The sequence below is a fragment of the Pseudomonas sp. RHF3.3-3 genome (assembly GCF_048069595.1).
Lineage (GTDB): Bacteria > Pseudomonadota > Gammaproteobacteria > Pseudomonadales > Pseudomonadaceae > Aquipseudomonas > Aquipseudomonas fuscovaginae_B.
Genome location: NZ_CP182250.1, coordinates 4,303,221 through 4,318,583, shown reverse-complemented (window position 1 = coordinate 4,318,583; position 15,363 = coordinate 4,303,221). Strand labels below are relative to the sequence as shown.

The 15,363-nt window shown below is 65.0% G+C and carries 13 protein-coding genes; 6 read left to right on the top strand and 7 right to left on the bottom strand.

The genetic code is table 11. The features are described from left to right. Positions 1 to 81: 81 nt before the first annotated feature. The 5 genes from ACMGT0_RS19190 to ACMGT0_RS19170 form a co-directional block, all read right to left on the bottom strand. A complete protein-coding gene (locus tag ACMGT0_RS19190; protein ID WP_416769290.1) occupies positions 82 to 1,662 on the bottom strand; it encodes an aldehyde dehydrogenase (NADP(+)) in 1,581 nt (526 codons plus the stop codon). Positions 1,663 to 1,754: 92 nt separating this feature from the next. Further along, a complete protein-coding gene (gene garD, locus ACMGT0_RS19185; RefSeq protein WP_054064555.1) occupies positions 1,755 to 3,308 on the bottom strand; it encodes a galactarate dehydratase in 1,554 nt (517 codons plus the stop codon). Positions 3,309 to 3,388: 80 nt separating this feature from the next. Continuing rightward, a complete protein-coding gene (locus ACMGT0_RS19180) occupies positions 3,389 to 4,756 on the bottom strand; it encodes an MFS transporter (RefSeq protein WP_416769288.1) in 1,368 nt (455 codons plus the stop codon). 104 nt (positions 4,757 to 4,860) lie between these two features. Further along, on the bottom strand, positions 4,861 to 5,772 hold the full coding sequence (gene kdgD, locus ACMGT0_RS19175) for a 5-dehydro-4-deoxyglucarate dehydratase (RefSeq protein WP_054064553.1): 912 nt from the start codon (positions 5,770 to 5,772) through the stop codon (positions 4,861 to 4,863). A 284-nt stretch (positions 5,773 to 6,056) separates the two neighbouring features. Continuing rightward, on the bottom strand, positions 6,057 to 6,956 hold the full coding sequence (locus ACMGT0_RS19170) for a LysR family transcriptional regulator (RefSeq protein WP_416769286.1): 900 nt from the start codon (positions 6,954 to 6,956) through the stop codon (positions 6,057 to 6,059). A gap of 100 nt (positions 6,957 to 7,056) precedes the next feature. Between ACMGT0_RS19170 and ACMGT0_RS19165 the strand changes: the two genes are divergently transcribed. The 5 genes from ACMGT0_RS19165 to ACMGT0_RS19145 all read left to right on the top strand — a co-directional run bounded on the left by ACMGT0_RS19165 (position 7,057) and on the right by ACMGT0_RS19145 (position 11,326). Then, positions 7,057 to 7,188, top strand: a complete 132-nt coding sequence (locus ACMGT0_RS19165) for a hypothetical protein (protein ID WP_273820979.1) — start codon at positions 7,057 to 7,059, stop codon at positions 7,186 to 7,188. Next, a complete protein-coding gene (locus ACMGT0_RS19160) occupies positions 7,185 to 8,972 on the top strand; it encodes an acyl-CoA dehydrogenase C-terminal domain-containing protein (protein ID WP_416769285.1) in 1,788 nt (595 codons plus the stop codon). The genes ACMGT0_RS19165 and ACMGT0_RS19160 overlap by 4 nt, the downstream gene beginning before the upstream one ends. 77 nt (positions 8,973 to 9,049) lie before the next feature. After that, on the top strand, positions 9,050 to 10,213 hold the full coding sequence (locus ACMGT0_RS19155) for an iron-containing alcohol dehydrogenase (RefSeq protein ID WP_416769283.1): 1,164 nt from the start codon (positions 9,050 to 9,052) through the stop codon (positions 10,211 to 10,213). A gap of 308 nt (positions 10,214 to 10,521) precedes the next feature. Next, positions 10,522 to 10,719, top strand: coding sequence for a hypothetical protein (locus ACMGT0_RS19150; protein ID WP_054056974.1), 198 nt, complete (start codon positions 10,522 to 10,524; stop codon positions 10,717 to 10,719). 55 nt (positions 10,720 to 10,774) lie between these two features. Then, positions 10,775 to 11,326 (top strand): DUF2857 domain-containing protein, encoded by a 552-nt coding sequence (locus tag ACMGT0_RS19145; protein ID WP_054056973.1) that lies wholly within the window; start codon positions 10,775 to 10,777, stop codon positions 11,324 to 11,326. A gap of 67 nt (positions 11,327 to 11,393) precedes the next feature. On the opposite strand, the gene ACMGT0_RS19140 is transcribed toward ACMGT0_RS19145, so the two are convergent. Next, positions 11,394 to 13,469 (bottom strand): TonB-dependent siderophore receptor, encoded by a 2,076-nt coding sequence (locus ACMGT0_RS19140; RefSeq protein ID WP_416773509.1) that lies wholly within the window; start codon positions 13,467 to 13,469, stop codon positions 11,394 to 11,396. 306 nt (positions 13,470 to 13,775) lie between these two features. Here ACMGT0_RS19140 and ACMGT0_RS19135 point away from each other — a divergent pair, with 306 nt between their 5' ends. After that, a complete protein-coding gene (locus ACMGT0_RS19135) occupies positions 13,776 to 14,621 on the top strand; it encodes a fumarylacetoacetate hydrolase family protein (protein WP_054056972.1) in 846 nt (281 codons plus the stop codon). A 16-nt stretch (positions 14,622 to 14,637) separates the two neighbouring features. Here ACMGT0_RS19135 and ACMGT0_RS19130 read toward each other — a convergent pair whose 3' ends face one another. Further along, positions 14,638 to 15,261, bottom strand: coding sequence for a TetR/AcrR family transcriptional regulator (locus ACMGT0_RS19130; protein ID WP_416769280.1), 624 nt, complete (start codon positions 15,259 to 15,261; stop codon positions 14,638 to 14,640). Positions 15,262 to 15,363: the final 102 nt, after the last annotated feature.

Sequence of the window (15,363 nt, the reverse complement as noted above, 5' to 3'; positions counted from 1 at the left end):
ACGCCTCCCTTCAAACGGACACGCACCGCGCTGGAAATAAAAAGCCCCGCCAAAGCGGGGCTCTCTCCATCAACGCCGCAATCAGATCGCCGCATCACTCCACTGCCCATTCACCAGGCGACGCAGCCCCAACGGGTTGCCGTCACGCAGCGCCTCAGGCAGCAGCGACTGCGGGTAGTTCTGGTAGCACACCGGACGCAGGAAGCGATCGATCGCCAGGGTACCCACCGACGTCCCACGGGCATCGGAAGTCGCCGGGTACGGCCCACCGTGAACCATGGCATCACACACTTCGACCCCAGTCGGGTAGCCGTTGATCAGGATACGGCCGACTTTCTCTTCCAGTAGCGGCACCAGCCAGGCGAAGGCTTCGAAGTCTTCCGCTTCGCCGATCAGGGTGGCGGTCAGCTGACCCCGCAGGCCGAGTAGGGCCGCGCGCAGTTGCTCGTTGTCCTTGACCTCGACGGCGACGGTGGTCGGGCCGAAGACTTCTTCCTGCAGCAGGGGATCGGATTCCACCAGCAGGCGCGCGTCAGCCTTGAACAGCTGGGCACGGGCCTGGCTGCCTTCCTGGGCCTGACCGGCCAGGTGTTCGATACCGGCGTGGGCCTTCAGGTGTTCCAGGCCACCGACGTAGCTGCGCAGGCCACCGGCGTTGAGCATGGTCTGACCCGCTTGCTGGTCCAGGTGCTGGCCCAGCTCACCCAGCAGTTGGCTGTACTGTGGCGATTGCAGGCCGATGACCAGGCCCGGGTTGGTGCAGAACTGGCCGGCGCCCAGGCAGACGGAGCCTGCCAGTTCGCGGGCGATGGCTTCGCCGCGCTTGGCCAGGGCGCCCGGCAGGATGATCACCGGGTTGATGCTGGACATTTCGGCGAACACCGGGATCGGCTGTGGACGCTCGGCGGCCATGCGGCACAGGGCGTCGCCACCTTTCAGCGAACCAGTGAAGCCAACGGCCTGGATCGCCGGGTGCTTGACCAGCCACTCGCCAACGCCACCCCCGAAGACCATGTTGAACACGCCTTTCGGCATGCCGGTACGCTCGGCGGCGCGCTGGATGGCGCAGCCGACCAGGTCGGCGGTGGCCATGTGGCCGCTGTGGGCCTTGAACACCACCGGGCAACCGGCCGCCAGGGCTGCCGCGGTGTCACCGCCGGCGGTGGAGAAGGCCAGCGGGAAGTTGCTGGCGCCGAACACGGCGACCGGGCCGACGCCGATGCGCATCTGGCGCAGGTCGACGCGTGGCAGTGGCTGACGCTCAGGCAGGGCCAGGTCGATGCGGGCACCGAGGAAATCGCCACGGCGCAATACCTGGGCGAACAGGCGCATCTGGCCGCTGGTACGGCCACGCTCGCCCTGGATACGGGCAGCGGGCAGGGCGGTTTCACGGCAGACGATGGCGACGAAGGCCTCGTCCAGCTCATCCAGTTCGGCGGCGATGGCGTCGAGGAATTCGGCGCGACGGGTCGGCGCCAGTTGGCGGAACTCGGCGAAGGCGGCAGCGGCGGCCTTGGCCGCCTGGTCCACTTCGGCTTCGGTGGCCTGGGCGAAGTGGTAGGGCAGGGCTTCGCCCGTGGTGGCGTCCAGGCTCTGCAGACGCTGGGTGCCAGCGGCGCTGCGCTGACCGGCGATGAAGTTGTGGCCGAGGATCTCAGGCATGGAATGCTCCTTTAGAGAGAAGTGAAGGAAGGAATGCGGATGGAACGGGCCGGCTCCTACAGGGGCTGCGAACATCGAGCCGGCCGGGTACATCAGGTGATCGGCGCCGGGTTGAACAGGGTGATGTCGTTGTGCAGCTTATGCTGCTCGGCCCAGGTCTGCTTGCGGCCGCTGGCCACATCCAGATAGTAGTGGAACAACTCCCAGCCCAGTTCCTCGATGCTCGAACGGCCGGTGGCGATGCGCCCGGCGTCGATGTCGATCAGGTCGGGCCAGCGCTCGGCCAGTTCGGTGCGGGTGCACACCTTGACCACCGGGGCCATGGCCAGGCCATAGGGCGTGCCACGACCGGTGGTGAACACGTGCAGGTTCATCCCGGCGGCCAGTTGCAGGGTGCCGCAGACGAAGTCGCTGGCCGGGGTGGCGCAGAAGATCAGGCCCTTGCGGTCGACCCGCTCGCCCGGGCCGAGCACGCCCTGGATGGCGCCGCTGCCGGACTTGACGATGGAGCCCAGGGACTTCTCGACGATGTTCGACAGGCCGCCTTTCTTGTTGCCCGGCGTGGTGTTGGCGCTGCGGTCGGCGGCGCCTTGTTGCAGGTAGCGGTCGTACCAGTCCATCTCGCGCACCAGCGCGTCAGCGACGTCCTGGTTTTCGGCACGGGAGGTGAGCATGTAGATGGCGTCGCGCACTTCGGTGACTTCCGAGAACAGCACGGTGGCACCGGCACGTACCAGCAGGTCGGCGGCGTAGCCCAGGGCCGGGTTGGCGGTGATGCCGGAGAAGGCATCGCTGCCGCCGCATTGCATGCCGAGGATCAGCTCGCTGGCCGGCACGCTTTCGCGGCGGCGCTGGTCGAGTTTCTTCAGGCGCGTTTCGGCCAGGCCCATGATCTGATCGATCATTTCAGTGAAGCCCAGGCTGGCGTCCTGCAGGCGGTACAGCCACGGCTCGCTGAGGTCGACCGACGGGTCGTTGTCGTGCATCACCTGGCCGGCCTGCAGCTTCTCGCAGCCCAGGCTGATGACCAGCGCTTCGCCGCCCAGGTTGGGGTTGCGTGCCAGGTTGCGTACGGTGCGGATCGGGATGTAGGCGTCGCGGGCGTTGATCGCCACGCCGCAGCCATAGCTGTGGGTGAGGGCGACCACGTCATCGACGTGGGGGTATTTGGGCAGCAGCTCGGCCTTGATGCGCTTGACCGCGTGTTCGAGCACGCCGGTCACGCATTGTACGGTGGTGGTGATGCCGAGGATGTTGCGGGTACCGACGGTGCCGTCGGCGTTGCGGTAGCCTTCGAAGGTGAAGCCTTCCAGCGGGGGCAGGGCGTCGGGCACGGCATCGCAGCGTGGCAGGCTGTCCAGTTCCGGGGCGGCCGGCATGGCCAGTTGGCTTTCCTGCACCCAACTGCCCTGGCGCAGGTCTTCCAGGGCGTAGCCGATGATCTGGCCGTAGCGGCGCACCGGTTCGCCCTTGGCGATGAACACGGTGGCGACCTTGTGGCTCTGTGGCACGGCTTGTACCAGCGTCAGGCCATCGGAGAAGCGGGCGCCTTCGCCCAGGCCGCCGTCATTGACCACCACCACGACGTTGTCGTCGTCGTGCAGGCGGACGTAGCGGGGCGAGTCAGAATGTTCGATCAACTGCATGGTCGTGCCTTTCTTATGGATTTCTCAGGCTTTGTTCTGCGTGCATGCCCGCGGTGTAGCGGGCATGCACGGGTTCTTGCTCAGTGACGCGCACCCGCGACGTTCATCGTGGGGTTGGCATCCGTTGCCGCTTCATCCTTTGGGCCGTCACGCAACTCGATCCGCCTGATCGGGCCGACGATCACCAGGTAGCTGAACACCGCGACCAAAGCGTTGGCACCGACATACACCAGGGCCCACTTGAACGAGCCGGTGGCGCTGATGATGTAGCCGATGACGATCGGCGTGGTGATCGAGGCAATGTTGCCGAAGGTGTTGAACAGGCCACCGGACAGGCCGGCGATCTGCTTGGGCGAGGTGTCGGCCACGACCGCCCAGCCCAGGGCACCGATGCCTTTGCCGAAGAATGCCAGGGTCATGAAGCCGACCACCATCCATTCCGCCTCGACGTAGTTGCAGAAGACCATGGTGGTCGACAGCATCAGGCCGCAGACGATCGGCAGCTTGCGCGAGAAGGTCAGCGTGTGGCCACGACGCAGCAGCCAGTCCGAGATTACACCACCGAGCACACCGCCGATGAAGCCGCAGATGGCCGGCAGCGAGGCGATGAAGCCCGCCTTGAGGATGGTCATGCCGCGTTCCTGCACCAGGTACACCGGGAACCAGGTCAGGAAGAAGTAGGTGATGGCGTTGATGCAGTACTGGCCCAGGTACACGCCCAGCAGCATGCGGCTGGTCAGCAGTTGCTTGACGTAGTGCCACTTCGGACCGTCGTTGCTGCGTTTCTGGTCCATGTCCACCAGGCCACCGTTCTGCTCGATGTGTTCGAGTTCACTCGGGCTGATGCGCGGGTGCTGTTTCGGGTTGTAGATGGTCTTCATCCAGATGCCCGAGAACACGATGCCGAACACGCCCATCACGATGAACACGTGTTCCCAACCGAAGTGGTAGACGATCCAGCCCATGATCGGCGCGAACAGCGCGGTGGCGAAGTATTGCGCCGAGTTGAAGATCGCCGAGGCCGTGCCGCGTTCCGCCGCCGGGAACCAGGCCGCGACGATCCGGGCGTTGCCGGGGAACGACGGGGCTTCGGCGAAACCGACCAGAAAGCGCAGGGTGAACAGGGTGACGACCGCCCAGGTCACCGGCAGGCCGCCGACAAAACCCTGCAGCATGGTGAACAGCGACCAGCTGAAGATACTGAAGGCGTAGACGTTTTTCGAACCGAATCGGTCGAGCAGCCAGCCGCCGGGGATCTGGCCGGCCACGTAGGCCCAGCCGAAGGCGGAGAAGATGTAGCCGAGGGTGACAGCGTCGATGCCCAGGTCTTTCTGCAGACTGGAGCCGGCAATGGCGATGGTGGCCCGGTCGGCATAGTTGATCGTGGTCACCAGGAACAGCATGAGCAGAATCAGGTAGCGCACATGCGTCTTTTTAGTCGCTTGCATGCCTTGTACTCCCACTAGTTATTTTTGTGCGGGCTAACGAGTTGTGACCGGAGCCGGCGGTTGCCCGGCTCCGGGTGCGGTGTTGGCAGTCCGCAGGGGCGCGCTTATTGTGGGCCCATCTTGTCCATCAGCGCCGCCAGGGCTTCGTACTCCTGTTCGGTCAGGTCGGTCAGCGGGGTCCGTACCGGGCCGGCGTCGTAGCCGGCGATCTTCGCACCGGCCTTGACGATGCTCACCGCATAGCCGGCCTTGCGGTTGCGGATGTCCAGGTACGGCAGGAAGAAGTCGTCGATCAGCTTGCCCACGGTGGCGTGGTCGTCGCGGGCGATGGCGTTGTAGAAGTCCATCGCGGTTTTCGGGATGAAGTTGAACACCGCCGAGGAGTAGACCGGCACGCCCAGGGCCTTGTAGGCCGCCGCATAGACCTCGGCGGTCGGCAGGCCTCCCAGGTAGCTGAAACGATCGCCCAGGCGGCGACGGATGGACACCATCAGTTCGATGTCACCCAGGCCGTCCTTGTAGCCGATCAGGTTCGGGCAGCGCTCGGCCAGCTTTTCCAGCAGGTCGGCGTTCAGGCGGCAGACGTTGCGGTTGTACACCACCACGCCGATCTTCACCGATTTGCACACCGCTTCCACGTGGGCGGCAACACCGTCCTGGCTGGCTTCGGTCAGGTAGTGGGGCAGCAGCAGCAGGCCCTTGGCGCCCAGACGCTCGGCTTCCTGGGCATATTCGATGGCCTGGCGGGTCGAGCCGCCGACACCGGCGAGGATCGGCACCGACTGGGCGCAGGTGTCGACGGCGGTCTTGATCACCTGACTGTATTCGCTGGCCGCGAGGGAGAAGAATTCACCGGTGCCACCGGCGGCGAACAGGGCGCTGGCGCCGTAGGGCGCGAGCCATTCCAGGCGCTTGACGTAGCCGGCGGCGTTGAAGTCGCCCTGGGCATTGAAGTCGGTGACCGGGAAGGACAGCAGGCCGTGGGAAAGGATGGATTTCAGTTCTTGTGGCGTCATTGTTCTAGGTATCCAGTGGCACGAGGGTGGAAGGAATTTCTGTAGAGGTAAGTTATCGTACAACTTAAGCGAAAGCTAGTGCCATTTTTCTCGATCGGCGAGATGGGTGCCTTTGCGAAGGTGCCGCGTCAGCTCAGGTAGATCGCCCGGTTATAAAGGTTGAGCCCTGGGTGGTCGAAGGCTTCTGCGGCTGAGGACGAGCCATTCGGGGCTCTTCACTGGCAGAAGGCTAGGGAAGATAGTTGTCGTACGATTGGCGGTCGACAACCTGTTCGGCCCTCTCCTCAGGTCGCGCGGATATCCATGATCCGTTCCACCAGCCAGGCCAGCGCCGGGTCGTGCTGGCGTTGCGCGAGGTAGACCAGTTCCAGCTGGAACGGCTCCAGCGCGAACGGCAGTTCGAACAGTTGCAGCGGCAGCAGTTGCGCGAAGTGCGTGGCCAGCGCGGTCGGCAGGACCACGCACAGGTCCGATTCCGCCGCCAGGTGCGCGGCCTGCAGGTAGTTGGGCGTGGTGTAGACGATACGCCGCGACAGGCCCTGTTCCGCCAGCCATTGGTCGACCATGCCGCGGGTCTGGCCGCCATGCACCCAGAGGTGGCGCAGGCCGAGAAAGGTTGCCAGGTCGAGCGTTGCGTTCACCACCGGATGGTCGCGACGTACCGCGATACGCAGGGTTTCGCTGCGCCAGTGGCGGCGTTCGAAGCGCGCGGGAGACTCATCGAAGCGGCCGAGCACCAGGTCCAGCTCGCCCCGGTCGAGGGCTTCCACCGGCAGGCTCGGTGCCAGGTGCACCACATCGACCCGCAGGTGCGGCGCCTGGGTCTGCAAGGTGGCGAGCAGCCCGGACATGCACAGCTGTTCGGCGTAGTCGGTCAGGGCGATGCGCAACTGGCGGTGGCTGCGGCCGGGATCGAAGCTGTTGTCGCTGCCCAGGGTCTGTTCGATCTGTTGCAGCGCGGCGCGGATCGGCCCTTCCAACGCCAGGGCGCGAGGCGTGGGGCGCATGTGCCGGCCAACCCGTACCAGCAGCGGATCACCCAGCAGGTCGCGCAGGCGGGCCAGGGCGTTGCTCACGGTCGGCTGGGTCAGGGCCAGGCGCTCGGCGGCCCGCGACACGTTCTGTTCGCGCAGGAGCATGTCCAGCACCCGCAGCAGATTGAGATCGAAGGTCGATATATTCATGGCTGGAATACATGGGATGCAAAATTAAAATTTCAAAAATACTAGGGCTCTGACTAGGGTTGCGGCAATCCCTTCGATCATCGATTCAGGAGCGCCGCGAGTGAGCCACCCCTACCACGTTCAGCAAACCGCCGTTATCGGCGCCGCGACTTCGCCCGCCGTGCTCGACACCGCGCAGGACCTGGGGTTGATCCTGGCGCGGCTGGCCGATGTGCGGGAGGGCCGGGCATGAACTATCGGGCACCCTTGCGTGACATGCGTTTCGTGCTCCATGAGGTCTTCGATGGGGTGGCGCACTGCCGCCGCCTTGGCAATGGCCTGGACGGCGAGACGATCGATGGCATCCTCGAGCAGGGCGCACGGTTCGCCAGCGAGGTGGTGGCACCGCTCAACCGCCAGGGCGACGAGCAGGGCTGTCGTCTGGAGCAGGGCCGGGTACTGACCCCGGAGGGCTTTGCCCAGGCCTATCGGCAATACGTCGAACAGGGTTGGGCCGCGATGACCGGCCCGCTCGAGTACGAGGGGCAGGGGCTGCCGCAGCTGGTCTCGGCCAGTTTCCATGAAATGCTGATGGGCGCCTCGCTGTCGTTTCGCATCTACTCCGGGCTCACCGAGAGCGCCGTGCTGGCCCTGCATCGCCACGGCAGCGAGGCGCTCAAGCGCGATTACCTGGGCAAGCTGGTCAGCGGCGAGTGGACGGGCACCATGTGCCTGACCGAACCGCAGGCCGGTACCGACCTGGCGCTGCTGCGCACACGGGCCCAACCGGAAGCGGATGGCAGCTACCGCATCAGCGGCAGCAAGATCTTCATCAGCGGAGGCGACCAGGACCTGAGCGAGAACATCGTGCATCTGGTGCTGGCCCGCTTGCCGGAGGCACCGGTCGGTGTGCGGGGCATCAGCCTGTTCCTGGTGCCGAAGTTCGAGCCGGGTGCGGACGGCGGCGTGGGGCGACGCAATGCCGTCGAGTGCGGCGCCCTGGAGCACAAGATGGGCATCCGCGGTGCTGCCACCTGTGTGATGAACTTCGACGGCGCCCGCGGCTGGCTGGTGGGCGAGGCCAACCAGGGGTTGGCGTGCATGTTCACCATGATGAACGATGCGCGCTTTCAGGTCGGCCTGCAGGGCCTGGGCATCGCCGAGGCGGCGTTCCAGGGTGCGCTGGCCTATGCCCGCGAGCGCCTGCAGTCGCGCAGCCTGGCCGGGCCGGTGGCGCCCGGGCGCGCCGCCGACCCGATCATCAGCCACCCCGATGTGCGCCGCATGCTGCTGACCCAGAAGACCCTGGTCGAAGGCTGCCGCCTGCTGGCGGCGTGCGTGGCCCGCGAGCTCGACCTGGAGCACGGCGACCCGGACCCACAGGCCCGCGCCGCCGCCGGCCGCCGGGCCGCGTTGCTGATCCCCATCGTCAAGGCCTTTCTCACCGACGTCGGCCAGGAGGTTTCCAGCCTGGCGGTGCAGGTCCATGGCGGGCACGGCTATATCCGCGAGTGGGGCATGGAGCAGTTGATGCGCGACAGCCGCATCACCCAGCTGTACGAGGGCACCAACGGTATCCAGGCGCTGGATCTGATTCGCCGCAAGGTGCTGGCCGATGGTGGCGAGCAGGTGCAACAACTGATCCGGGGACTGCTCGATGAGGTGGCTGCCTGCAGCGATCCCGCCCTGGACGAGATGGCCCGGGTGGTGGGCCAGCGCCTGGAGCAGTGGCATTCGCTCAGCCAGCACGTGCTGGATGTCTGCCGGGCCGATCCCCAGGAGATCGGCGCGGTGTCGGTGGATTTCCTCGCCTATTCTGGCTACGTGCTGTTGGCGGCGTTGTGGTTGCGGGCGGCGGTGTGTGCCGCCGCGGCGCTTGACCGTGGCACGGATGACCGGGCGTTCTACCAGGCCAAGCTGCAGGCGGCGGAGTTCTACTGGCGACGGCTGCTGCCGCGCGCCGGTGCCCATCGGGAGGCGCTGCTCGGCGGCGCCCCGTGCCTGATGGTCATGAGCGAGGAGCACTTCGCCTTCTAGCCGGGTTCCCCTGCCGCCGTTCGCGCAGGCCGCGCCACGGCGAGTGCCATGAATACAAGAACAAGAGGAATAGGGACATGCAGCCTTTCAGCTTCGCCACCACGCCACATCTGCTCTGTGAACCGGGCGCGGCCGCCCGCCTGGCGTCATTGTGTCAGCAGCGCGGTGCCCGCCGGGTACTGATCGTCACCGACCCCGGCATTATCCGCCTGGGCCTGTTGGATGAGCTGTTGCCCGGTTTCACCCAGGCCCGGCTGGGCGTGGCGATCTTCAGCGATGTCTGCGCCGACCCGAGTGACACTTGCGTACAGTCCGCGGTCGAGCGGGCCCGCCACATCGGGGCTGAGTTGATCGTCGGTTTCGGTGGCGGCAGTTCGATGGATGTCGCCAAGCTGGTGGCGTTGCTGGCTCATCCCGAATGCAACCAGGACCTGCAGGCCATCTACGGCGTCGACCGGGCCCAGGGCCGGCGTCTGCCGCTGATCCAGGTACCGACCACTGCCGGCACCGGCTCGGAGGTCACGCCCATCGCGGTGATCACCACCGGGCAAGCCAGCAAGATGGGCGTGGTGGCCTCGATCCTGCTGCCGGACCTGGCGCTGCTCGATGCCCGGCTCACCCTCGGCCTGCCGCCGGCGATCACGGCGGCCACCGGTATCGATGCCATGGTCCATGCCATCGAAGCCTACACCAGCAGGATCAGGCGCAACCCGCTGTCGAGCCTGTTGGCCCGGGAGGCGTTGCGTCTGCTGGCCGCCAACCTCGACCAGGCCGTGCACCAGGGGGACGACCTCGCGGCCCGCCAGGCCATGCTGCTGGGCGCCTGTCTGGCCGGGCAGGCGTTCGCCAACGCACCGGTGGCGGCGGTGCATGCACTGGCCTATCCGCTGGGGGCGCAGTTCCACGTGCCCCATGGGCTGGCCAATTCCCTGGTGTTGCCGCACGTGATGCGCTTCAACCGCGCCGAAGCCTTTGCCGACTACGCCGAGCTGGCGCCGATGCTGCTCGGCGAGCGGCTGCGGGCCGGTGATCCGCCGGCACGCTGCGAGCAGTTCATCGAGGAACTGGCGCAACTGGCGCCTCGCTGCGGTTTACCTACCCGGCTGCGCGATGTGGACGTGCCTCGCCAGCGTCTCCGGCAACTGGCCGAGGACGCGATGCAGCAACAGCGGCTGCTGGTGAACAATCCGCGTGAGGTCCGGCTGGCCGATGCCCTGGCGATCTACGAAGCCGCGTTCTGAAGGGCTCGGCGAACGCCCGCCATGGGACGCTCGCGGGCCGGCGGCTCGGATCCGAACAGGCCCCCACCCTGAACGCCCCACAAATGACGCCCGTTTTTTCCCGCAGGAGGGACGCTTTGTCTTACAGATAGCCTTGCGTGGAGCGACTACATAATTAGGGGCAGCACAAAATCGAGCGGTGCAGTGAAGGAGGGCGCTCTGAACCACCGAGGTGGATTCGCGAGCGGCCTGAGGAAAGTTCGCCGCACCGGCTCAACCACCAGTCCGTCGCACCCGGCTGCGATAGCGATCACAGGGAGTACACACAAATGGATTTGAGTTCCGATATCAGCGCTGACCAGACCTGCATGGTGCTGCTCAGAATCAACCAGGAGTCATTGCGGCGCGACGGTTTTCTGTTCGAACTGGCCAGCCACGTGGAGGGCTGGGCGGGTGTCGAGATCCTCAGCGTCGAGTTCGGCCGGCGTGACGAGCACGCTCCCGGCCCGGCGGACGTTCTGGCGTGAAGCAGTCTGGCCCACGCACGGGCCGTCATCCGACCATGGAATGGTAGAGGTTTATATGCACCCGTTGAATCTGGCTGTCGCCTTTCAAATCATGAACAACATCAAGACCGGTCAGTTGCGCAATTGCCTGGCCATGGGGTTTGAGGAAAAGGACCTGCAGACCCTGATCGACCCGCGCTGCATGGGCGCCCTGGTGAACTCGCCGGTGCCCTGGTTCAAGGTGCTGGTCGACGGTGATGTCGTCCAGCGGCTGCTCTCGCGCACCCGCGACAGTGACGAGGAGGAGCAGATCAGCCGGGCGCTCCGCCTGGGGGCCAGCTCGCCGATGATCCTCGAACTGTTCGGGCTGTCGCCCAAGGAAGTCGCCATCCGCCGCACCATGTTGGGCATACCGTACCGCAAGGGTCGCTGGCCAACGGTCAGTCAGGACGGGGAAATGCGTCTGTGGGGACATTGGGTCCGGCTGACCAAGGAGCTGGATACCGATACGCAGGACCCGCGCTCGGTGCTGCAGGTGGCGATGCTGATGACCGAGTGCGAGCCGACCTTGAACCTGGCCATGGTCTGGAGCCTGATCCGCGGCTGGATTGACGAGGAACTGGTGTGAGGCGTGGCTGAGCGGGTCGCAGGGGCTGGTTCCTTGGACCAGCCCCCGAGGCCCCCGGTGAGGGCCCTCAGTATTTCCAGGTCAGCGAAGCGGTCAGGTTGCGTGGTGCGCCGTAGTTGCTGGCCGTGCCGCTGTACAGGGACACCAGGTACTTCTCGTCGGTGACGTTGTTGAGGTTCAGCGACGTGCTCCAGTTGCGGTTGATATCGTAGCTGGCCATCAGGTCGACCACGGCATAGGGATTCTGGCGAATGCTGCTGTACACGTCATTCTGTACGGCGCTCTGCCAGCTCACCCGGGTCCCGACCTTGGCCTGTGGCAGGCCAGGCAGGCGGTAGGTCAGCATGCCGTGGACGCTGTGCTTGGGCACGTACTTGCGTGCCCGGTCGCCATCGGCACCGTCGATTCGCACATAGGTGTAGCCGCCCAGCAGGTCGAGGCCGGGCAGCACTTCGCCGCTAGCCTGCAACTCGATGCCGTGGCTCTTGTAGTCATCGGTGTAGTAGCGGTATTGGGAGCCCACCTGAATGTATCGGCTGTTGGACGGCACATTGCTCTGTTCGGTCTTGAATACGGCTCCCGTCAGGGTCAGGCGATCATCCATCAGGCTGCCTTTCACCCCGGCTTCCAGGCTCTTGCCTTCGAGTGGGGCGAGTGGCTTGCCGTCGATGCCGACCGTGCCGTACTGCGGATTGAAGATCTTCGTCCAACTGGTGTAGAGGCTCCACTGCCTGTTCAGGTCATAGACCAGGCCGGTGTAGGGCGTGACCTTGCCATGTTCGCGTTGGGAGTGGTCGACACCATAGCTGTCGCCCGAGCCGTCGGCGCTGAGCATGCGCGCGCCGGCGATCCAGTGCAGGTCGTCCGCCAGGCTGAAGCGCGTGGCGGCGAACAGGCTTTTCTGGGCGTCGGTGAAGTTCTGTGTATTGGTATCGCTGGTGTAGATGAACGGCGGCGGTGTTTCGGTGCCCGCAAGAATGCTGGCAAATGAGGTTGGGTAGTAACCCGCCGCTGCGGCATCGTATTCGCGTGCCGTCTGGTGGGTACGGCCATAGCTGGCACCGACGGTCAGCTCATGTTCGCGCCCGAACAGGCTGAACGGGCCGGAGAGCTTCGCCTCACCCAGTAACTCGTGGGCCTTGCTGGTGGTATGGGCCGCGAACGCCGTGGCGTCATCGCCGGTGACGCTGGAAACATAGAGCATGTTGGTGTCTTGTTTCTCGGTGATCCCGGTGGCGGTGATCGTCGCGTTCCAGCCGTTGCCGAAATCATGCTTGAGCTCGGCAAAGGCACGCTGGGTGTGCATGTTCCAGTAGGTCCACGGCTGGCCGACGCTGGAGCTGCGGCTGTGGTAGTGGATCGGGTTGTTGTTGCTGTCCACCAGGGGCAGGTTGCCCCACGTACTGCCGTTGGCGTCGCTGTTGTGCTGCGAGAAACCGACCGTGAGGGTGTCGGCATCGGACAGGTCGAACGCGAGCAGGCCGGCGACCACGTTCTTTTCGTGGCTGTAGCGATCGAGCCAGGCGTTGCCCTTGTCGTGGGCGTAGATGAAGCGTGCGCGTACGTTGCCGCTTTCCGTCAGCGGGCCCGATACGTCCATGTCGATTCGGCGGTTGTCCCAGGAGCCGGCGCTGGTGTCGATCTGCGCCTGGAAGGTGTCGGTCGGCCGCTTGCGCACGAAGTTGACCGTGGCCGACGGGTTGCCGGTGCCACTCATCAGGCCATTGGCGCCATGGAGCACGTCGATCTGCTCGTATTCGGCCATGTCCTGGTCGCCGATCAGGATTGTCTGGGCGAACGGCATGCCCATGCCGTCGTACTCGAACGTCCCGATATCGAAGCCGCGAGAAGTGAACTCGGTGCGGTCGGTTTCGCTCTGCTCCACCGTTACTGAAGGGGCGGAACGCAGGGCGTCCTTGACGCCATTGAGCTTGAAGTCATCCATTTGGGCGCGGGTGATGGTGGTGATGGCTTGTGGCGTTTCCTTGTCCGTCAGTCCCAGCTTGGTGGTGCTGGACGAGGGCTGTCCCTGGTAGCCCTCGCTCTGGGTGTCGCCCTGAGTGACAGTGCCTTGAATTTGCGTAGCGGGCAGGGTGAGCTCGTCGGCGGCGTTCGCCTGCGGCAGCACACTGATAGCGCCCATCAGTAGCAGGGTGGTGGTGGAAAGGCAAGGATTCAAAATTCATGTTTCCTGATATGTCAAAAGGAAACACTATTCTTAATCAAGATGATAATCATTACCAAATGTGTCGATCTTGTTACCCAGCGGACAAGTGGTTTCATAGTGCGCAACGGATCATGACGAGCCCAGGGTGCAGTGCCCCGGCGGCGATCGGTGCTACTCTGGTGGTCCGCTTGTTTTCGAGCTGGCGCCGGATGCCGCCCGTATCGGCAGGTTTCCCTTTCAGGGCCCGTGGAACACGCGCCCCGCACGATGAGGAACAATCAGATGAAGCTCTGCCGTGTTGGCCAACCCGGACAGGAACGTCCGGGCCTTGTAGACGCCCAGGGACGTATCCGTGACTTGTCGGCTCACCTGGACGACATCACGCCCGACGATGTCACGCCAGCCGGCCTGGCACGCATCGCCCGGCTCGACATCGCTTCGCTGCCGCTGGTCGAGCAGGGCGTTCGCCATGGCGCGCCGGTGGCGGGGATTCGCAAGTTCATTGCCATTGGCCTCAATTATCGCGACCACGCCGAAGAAGCCGGCATGGCGATTCCGGATGAACCGGTGATCTTCACCAAGGCAATCACCTGTATCTGTGGCGCGCACGACAACATCGTGCAACCGCGCGAGTCGACCAGGCTGGACTGGGAAGTGGAGCTGGGGGTGGTCATCGGTACCGAGGCCCGTTCGGTTTCCGAGGCGCAGGCCCTCGATTTCGTGGCCGGTTACTGTGTGGTCAACGACGTCTCCGAGCGTGCGTTCCAGCTGCAGTCATCGCAGTGGGACAAGGGCAAGGGTTGCGACACCTTCGGTCCCATCGGGCCCTGGTTAGTGACCCGCGACGAGATCGCCGATCCGCAGAACCTGGACATGTGGCTGGACGTGAATGGCGAGCGCCGCCAGACCGGCAACACCCGCACCATGATCTTCACGGTGGCGCAGATCGTTTCCTACGTCAGCCGCTACATCACCCTGCAGCCGGGAGACGTTCTCTGCACGGGGACCCCGCCGGGTGTCGGCATGGGCATGAAGCCGCAACCGCAATGGCTCAAGCCCGGCGACACGGTTCGCCTGTGGATCGAGGGCCTGGGTGAACAGCAGCAGACGGTCGTGTCCGCTGCCTGAGGACTGCTCGTCGGGTTCAGTCCCGGTTCTCGACCTTGAACAACTGCGCAAAGCCTTGCAGGGTGCTGTCGACGAAACGCTCGTCGGTGGTCCCGGCCGGGAAGTGCAGGACGTTATGGATCACCAGCGATGCCAGGCCATGGGTATAGGACCAGCCGGCGAGGGCGGCCCGGCGCACTTCTGCATGCTGCACATCCAGCCCCAGTATTTCGGCGATGATGCGCTTGAGCTCGCCGAACGCCTCTTCGCGCGCGACCTTGAGCTCCGGGATCATCTCGCCGTTGGCGAATTCGGGGCCGAACATCAACTGGTACAGGGCCGGGTTGCCGCGGGCGAAGCTGAAGTAGGCCAGGCTCGCGTTACGCAGTTTCCGCACGCCGTCGCTGTGGGCATCCCTGATCACCAGCACCTTGCCCAGTTCGCGAAAACCCTGGGCGGCCAGATGGCCGATGAGTTCCGCGCGGTTCGCGTAGTGGTGGTACGCCGCGGTTGAACTGACTCCGACCCGCTCCGAAACCGCCCGCAACGAGAGTTTGGTCGGTCCCACTTGCTCGAGCATCTGTCGCGCGGCGTCGAGCAGTTGCGGCGCCAGGTTGCCCACGTGGTAGGTATCGCGTGAGCGGGCGGAGGTCTTGGTCATGCGGGGGTGGTCTCGACAGCAGGGAATTGGAAGGTATCAGCGTGGCCACGATCTTAGCATGGCGAAGTATCTTGACAGTGCTAAGATTGCTTCGTAGCCTGT

Bases quoted from the DNA above. Each gene is read 5' to 3' on its own strand.
- ACMGT0_RS19190 (WP_416769290.1), bottom strand. From the start codon at position 1,662: ATGCCTGAGATCCTCGGCCACAACTTCATCGCCGGTCAGCGCAGCGCC.
- garD (WP_054064555.1), bottom strand. From the start codon at position 3,308: ATGCAGTTGATCGAACATTCTGACTCGCCCCGCTACGTCCGCCTGCAC.
- ACMGT0_RS19180 (WP_416769288.1), bottom strand. From the start codon at position 4,756: ATGCAAGCGACTAAAAAGACGCATGTGCGCTACCTGATTCTGCTCATG.
- kdgD (WP_054064553.1), bottom strand. From the start codon at position 5,772: ATGACGCCACAAGAACTGAAATCCATCCTTTCCCACGGCCTGCTGTCC.
- ACMGT0_RS19170 (WP_416769286.1), bottom strand. From the start codon at position 6,956: ATGAATATATCGACCTTCGATCTCAATCTGCTGCGGGTGCTGGACATG.
- ACMGT0_RS19160 (WP_416769285.1), top strand. From the start codon at position 7,185: ATGAACTATCGGGCACCCTTGCGTGACATGCGTTTCGTGCTCCATGAG.
- ACMGT0_RS19155 (WP_416769283.1), top strand. From the start codon at position 9,050: ATGCAGCCTTTCAGCTTCGCCACCACGCCACATCTGCTCTGTGAACCG.
- ACMGT0_RS19150 (WP_054056974.1), top strand. From the start codon at position 10,522: ATGGATTTGAGTTCCGATATCAGCGCTGACCAGACCTGCATGGTGCTG.
- ACMGT0_RS19145 (WP_054056973.1), top strand. From the start codon at position 10,775: ATGCACCCGTTGAATCTGGCTGTCGCCTTTCAAATCATGAACAACATC.
- ACMGT0_RS19140 (WP_416773509.1), bottom strand. From the start codon at position 13,469: ATGGGCGCTATCAGTGTGCTGCCGCAGGCGAACGCCGCCGACGAGCTC.
- ACMGT0_RS19135 (WP_054056972.1), top strand. From the start codon at position 13,776: ATGAAGCTCTGCCGTGTTGGCCAACCCGGACAGGAACGTCCGGGCCTT.
- ACMGT0_RS19130 (WP_416769280.1), bottom strand. From the start codon at position 15,261: ATGACCAAGACCTCCGCCCGCTCACGCGATACCTACCACGTGGGCAAC.